Below are 5313 nucleotides of genomic sequence, written 5' to 3' on the forward strand. Positions count from 1 at the left end.
GTCTACGTGCGCGTAGTGGCGAGTCGGGGTGTCATATTCAACGTGAGAAGTGTTGATGGTGATACCACGTGCTTTTTCTTCCGGCGCGTTATCGATCTGGTCGAAAGCACGAGCGGCACCGCCGTAGGTTTTAGCCAGTACGGTAGTGATGGCAGCAGTCAGGGTAGTTTTACCATGGTCAACGTGGCCGATAGTACCGACGTTGACGTGCGGTTTTGTACGTTCAAATTTTTCTTTAGACATCGATTGTCCCTCTAAGACACGGATAAATCGGTGATATCACCACATCAACCAGGCAACATACCTGAATTGTTGAATCCAATAAACAAGAGAGAAGCAGGGAAGGAGAGATAAAGAAGTGGTGCTGATACCCAGAGTCGAACTGGGGACCTCACCCTTACCAAGGGTGCGCTCTACCAACTGAGCCATATCAGCACGTTTGGAGCGGGCAGCGGGAATCGAACCCGCATCATCAGCTTGGAAGGCTGAGGTAATAGCCATTATACGATGCCCGCATCCTGAAACTCGGCTACCCAGTTCTTTCTATAACAAAAAAGAGAAAAATCTCTTTTTTGGTTTGAGCTAACTAGTTTAACCAATCAACTCTGGCTCCGCAAAGCATCGCCGAAAGATGGTGGTGGGGGAAGGATTCGAACCTTCGAAGTCGATGACGGCAGATTTACAGTCTGCTCCCTTTGGCCGCTCGGGAACCCCACCAGGCACTTGATGGTGCCGACTACCGGAATCGAACTGGTGACCTACTGATTACAAGTCAGTTGCTCTACCTACTGAGCTAAGTCGGCATCAAGTAGCGCGCATTCTAGGGAGACCTGCGAGTTCATGCAACTAAAAAATTGCATAAAATGTTCTATTGCTCACATTTTGTGCTCTGACAAGAGAAAATGGTGTAATTTCAAACAACACAGAACAAAAATACATCACCAGGTGTAAAAAGCAGCGCAAAAAAGGAAACGTACAGCCGTGATTCTGACACTGCATGTATCCTGTCAACGCTACCGGAGAGCTTCACAAAATAACCCTGTCCGTTCTTCGCTGGGCTTTTACACGGTATGACAAATCATTCATCTCTGTGATGATACCTTTAGAAAGCATCATTCAATGAGTTTTTTTCTTATTATTCCTCGCAATCTGGTGTTACCCTCCTGCCCATTGTCCTGATTAACTAGTGTGAAGCACCTCCGCTTTCATATAATTCGGCGGTTGCAAGAGCATGCTTATGAGCCTAAAAGAGCAAACGTTAATGACACCGTATCTACAATTTAACCGTGACCAATGGGCTGCACTGCGTGATTCCGTTCCGATGACGCTGACAGAAGAAGAAATCACGCGGTTAAAAGGCATCAACGAAGATCTTTCTCTGGAAGAAGTTGCAGAAATTTATTTGCCCCTGTCGCGTTTACTCAATTTCTATATCAGTTCTAACTTACGCCGCCAGGCCGTGCTGGAACAATTCCTTGGCACCAATGGGCAACGTATTCCTTATATCATCAGCATTGCGGGTAGTGTTGCTGTGGGTAAAAGCACTACTGCGCGTGTATTGCAGGCTTTGCTCAGTCGTTGGCCTGAACATCGGCATGTAGAACTCATTACGACTGATGGCTTTCTGCATCCTAATGCGGTGTTGAAAGAGCGTGGCCTGATGAAAAAGAAAGGTTTCCCGCAATCTTACGACATGCATCGCCTGGTTAAATTTGTCTCCGATCTGAAATCTGGCGTTCCGAGCACCTCTGCACCGGTCTATTCACACCTGATTTATGATGTTATTCCAGATGGTGATAAAACTGTCACTCAGCCTGATATCTTGATTCTTGAAGGACTAAATGTTTTGCAGAGTGGAATGGATTATCCGCACGATCCACATCATGTATTTGTATCCGATTTCGTGGATTTTTCAATTTACGTTGATGCGCCAGAGGAGTTACTAAAAACATGGTATATCAATCGTTTTTTAAAATTTCGCGAAGGGGCTTTTACCGATCCAGATTCATATTTTCATAATTATGCTCAACTTTCTAAAGACGAAGCGACTGATGTCGCGACGTCTTTATGGAATGAAATTAACCTATTGAATTTAAAAGAAAATATCCTACCCACTCGCGAAAGAGCAAGCCTTATTATGACCAAAAGTACCAATCATTCGGTAAATCAGGTACGGTTACGGAAATAAAACAGGGAGCTTTAACTCCCTTTTTTTCATTCAGCACCGCGTAGTGATATCTCACCGCCAATCCATGGTTTTATTACCCCATCCTGTTCCAGTAATAAAGCCCCCTGAGCATCAATACCTCGGGAAATACCAAAGATTTCTTTATCACCAATAATGAGTTTGACTGGACGATGAATAAAGTTATCTAACTTCTCCCAACGGGGCAGGTAAGGTGCTAATCCCTCATGCTCAAAAAGCCGAAAACCAGCACGCAATTCATTAATCAGACAAGCAGCCAGCGTATTGCGATCGATAGAGATCCCTGCTTCCTGCAAACTGATCCAGCCTTGATTGACAATATCGGACTCTACATGACGCATCATCAAGTTGATACCAACCCCACTGACTATTTGTGCTGCATCCCCGGTTTTTCCCGTCAGCTCCACAAGGATGCCTGCGAGTTTTCGGTCTTGCAGATAAAGATCATTCGGCCATTTAACCCGTACTTTTTCAGCACCGAGGCGCTGCAGTACCTCGGCAATGACGATTCCAATGACCAAACTCAAACCAATAGCAGCAGCTGGCCCCTGCTCCAGGCGCCAGTACATAGAAAGATAAAGGTTAGTACCAAACGGCGAGAACCACTTACGCCCGCGGCGTCCACGGCCAGCTTGCTGATATTCTGCCACGCAGGCATCACCTGATTGCAGCTCGCTCAGTCTGTCCAAAAGATACTGATTCGTAGAACCAATGACTGACAGTACAGTCACGCGACCATATTCAACCTGTTTAGAAATGTGTTCTTCGCTCAGTAACTGGACAGGCTCAGATAAACTGTAGCCCTTACCGGGAACAGTAAAGACATCGATTCCCCAGTCACGCAACGTTTGAATATGCTTATTTATTGCCGCCCGACTCATCCCTAAACGCTCACCGAGTTGCTCACCAGAATGAAACTCAGCATCAGCCAGGATAGATATCAGCGTCAGAGGAACGGTATAATCTTTCATGCAATAGCCTCTTCAGCGTTAACTTCACCCATTTCGCCAATAAAACGCACTTCTGGTTGCAGCCAGATATTGAACTTCTCGCCAACCTGCTGGCGTACATAGCGCGCCAGGTTCACCACATCCTCGCTTGTTGCCTCGCTATAATTGATTAATACCAGAGCCTGCTGATGATGGACGGCTGCGCCGCCAATAAGTTTACCTTTAAGCTGGCATTGATCGATAAGCCATCCGGCAGCAAGCTTCATACTACCATCAGGCTGCGGATAATGCGGAATATTTGGATAGGTCGCCAGTAACTCTTGCGCTGTTTCTGCGCTAATGACTGGATTTTTAAAGAAACTTCCCGCATTGCCATTCACCTTTGGATCGGGAAGTTTGGTCATTCTCATATGACATACGGCATCAAATACCTGACGAGGGGTGACGGTTTGCGGATCAAGTCGGGTTAGATCACCATAGCTCAGAACCGGTTGCCACTCTTTTGCTAACGTCAAACCAACAGCGACGATGGCGTAGCGGTTCTGGTATTCATGCTTAAAAATACTGTCTCGATAATCAAAGCAGCACTCAGCGGCAGAAAAGCGCTGCTTCTGGCCAGTAGTCAGCTCAATACAATCAACGTACTGACAGACTTTTTGTAATTCAATACCGTACGCCCCAATATTTTGTATCGGCGAGGAGCCGGCGCAGCCGGGGATCAGCGCAAGATTTTCCAGGCCGGGCATTCCATTGTCCAGTGTAAACCGTACCAGTTGATGCCAGTTTTCTCCCGCACCAACATGTAAATGCCAGGCATCGGGTGTTTCACTCACTTTTATTCCCATAATCCGGTTGATAATGATCGTGCCACAATAATCATTCAGGAACAGGACATTACTCCCCTCACCCAGAATCATAGCAGGGGAGCGTTCTGCGATGGCACTTTGCCAGGCAGCCAGTAACTGTTTTTCTGTTTCGACACGTACAATCGCTTTGGCAGAACGATCAATACCAAAGGTATTCCAGGGTTTAAGTGAGTGGCTCATAGTGGCTTCCTGATGCTAAATCAGCAGTAGTTTACCGTATATAGTGAGGGAAGGCTTGCCTGATTGTCGGACCCAGAGCCGGGTGACATAGCGCTTACAGCCACGTTATCGCGGGAAATATCAAACGTTCTTAGAAACGCAAAAAGCCCGTCCTTAGGACGGGCTCTTCACTTATTTAATGCCTGGCAGTTTATGGCGGGCGTCCTGCCCGCCACCCTCCGGGCCGTTGCTCCGCAACGTTCAAATCCGCTCCCGGCGGATTTGTCCTCCTCAGGAGAGCGCTCACCGACAAACAACAGATAAAGCAAAGGGCCCAGTCTTTCGACTGAGCCCTTTGCTTTATTTGATGCCTGGCAGTTCCCTACTCTCGCATGGGGAGACCCCACACTACCATCGGCGCTACGGCGTTTCACTTCTGAGTTCGGCATGGGGTCAGGTGGGACCACCGCGCTACGGCCGCCAGGCAAATTCTTTGTGCTCTGTCCTGTGTCTTTTGCGCTGATACTGCGTTGGCTGCTCTGGCGAACGTCAGTCACATACCCTTGTATGCTCCTTCCGTCGCTGCGTTTGCCGCCTTGTCTCAGCGCAAAATCCTTCGGACTCTGAATCTAAGCTGAATATTGTCTCTGTCTCTCACCGCCAAAACATCTTCGGCGTTGTAAGGTTAAGCCTCACGGTTCATTAGTACCGGTTAGCTCAACGCATCGCTGCGCTTACACACCCGGCCTATCAACGTCGTCGTCTTCAACGTTCCTTCAGGACCCTTAAAGGGTCAGGGAGAACTCATCTCGGGGCAAGTTTCGTGCTTAGATGCTTTCAGCACTTATCTCTTCCGCATTTAGCTACCGGGCAGTGCCATTGGCATGACAACCCGAACACCAGTGATGCGTCCACTCCGGTCCTCTCGTACTAGGAGCAGCCCCCCTCAGTTCTCCAGCGCCCACGGCAGATAGGGACCGAACTGTCTCACGACGTTCTAAACCCAGCTCGCGTACCACTTTAAATGGCGAACAGCCATACCCTTGGGACCTACTTCAGCCCCAGGATGTGATGAGCCGACATCGAGGTGCCAAACACCGCCGTCGATATGAACTCTTGGGCGGTATCAGCC

4 protein-coding genes, 4 tRNA genes and 2 rRNA genes are annotated in these 5313 nt (G+C 48.1%); 1 reads left to right on the plus strand and 9 read right to left on the minus strand.

Translation table 11 applies throughout. From position 1 onward, the window contains the following. From FE839_RS24100 to FE839_RS24120, 5 genes are all read right to left on the minus strand, one after another. Nucleotides 1-243: GTP-binding protein (locus FE839_RS24100; protein ID WP_000031670.1), on the minus strand; the 243-nt coding region annotated here is incomplete at its 3' end. 116 nt (nucleotides 244-359) lie between these two features. After that, nucleotides 360-435 (minus strand) — tRNA-Thr (locus tag FE839_RS24105). Nucleotides 436-440: 5 nt separating this feature from the next. Beyond that, a tRNA-Gly gene (locus FE839_RS24110) sits at nucleotides 441-515 on the minus strand. A gap of 117 nt (nucleotides 516-632) precedes the next feature. Next, nucleotides 633-717: transfer RNA gene (locus FE839_RS24115), tRNA-Tyr, on the minus strand. Nucleotides 718-727: 10 nt separating this feature from the next. Beyond that, nucleotides 728-803, minus strand: a tRNA-Thr gene (locus FE839_RS24120). A 434-nt stretch (nucleotides 804-1237) separates the two neighbouring features. Here FE839_RS24120 and coaA point away from each other — a divergent pair. Next, entirely contained in the window at nucleotides 1238-2188 is a 951-nt protein-coding gene (gene coaA, locus FE839_RS24125) for a type I pantothenate kinase (protein ID WP_138363243.1), read from the plus strand. A 26-nt stretch (nucleotides 2189-2214) separates the two neighbouring features. On the opposite strand, the gene birA is transcribed toward coaA, so the two are convergent. The 4 genes from birA to FE839_RS24150 form a co-directional block, all read right to left on the minus strand. Further along, nucleotides 2215-3177 carry a bifunctional biotin--[acetyl-CoA-carboxylase] ligase/biotin operon repressor BirA gene (birA, locus tag FE839_RS24130; protein ID WP_138363244.1) on the minus strand — a complete coding sequence of 321 codons (963 nt, stop codon included), beginning with the start codon at nucleotides 3175-3177 and terminating at the stop codon, nucleotides 2215-2217. Next, on the minus strand, nucleotides 3174-4202 hold the full coding sequence (murB, locus tag FE839_RS24135; protein ID WP_138363245.1) for a UDP-N-acetylmuramate dehydrogenase: 1029 nt from the start codon (nucleotides 4200-4202) through the stop codon (nucleotides 3174-3176). The genes birA and murB overlap by 4 nt, the downstream gene beginning before the upstream one ends. A gap of 348 nt (nucleotides 4203-4550) precedes the next feature. Continuing rightward, a 5S ribosomal RNA gene (rrf, locus tag FE839_RS24145) occupies nucleotides 4551-4666 on the minus strand. A 196-nt stretch (nucleotides 4667-4862) separates the two neighbouring features. Beyond that, nucleotides 4863-5313, minus strand: a 23S ribosomal RNA gene (locus FE839_RS24150); the annotation flags it as partial.

This window comes from Klebsiella indica, assembly GCF_005860775.1.
Taxonomy (GTDB): domain Bacteria; phylum Pseudomonadota; class Gammaproteobacteria; order Enterobacterales; family Enterobacteriaceae; genus Klebsiella; species Klebsiella indica.

Bases quoted from the DNA above. Each gene is read 5' to 3' on its own strand.
- coaA (WP_138363243.1), top strand. From the start codon at position 1,238: ATGAGCCTAAAAGAGCAAACGTTAATGACACCGTATCTACAATTTAAC.
- birA (WP_138363244.1), bottom strand. From the start codon at position 3,177: ATGAAAGATTATACCGTTCCTCTGACGCTGATATCTATCCTGGCTGAT.
- murB (WP_138363245.1), bottom strand. From the start codon at position 4,202: ATGAGCCACTCACTTAAACCCTGGAATACCTTTGGTATTGATCGTTCT.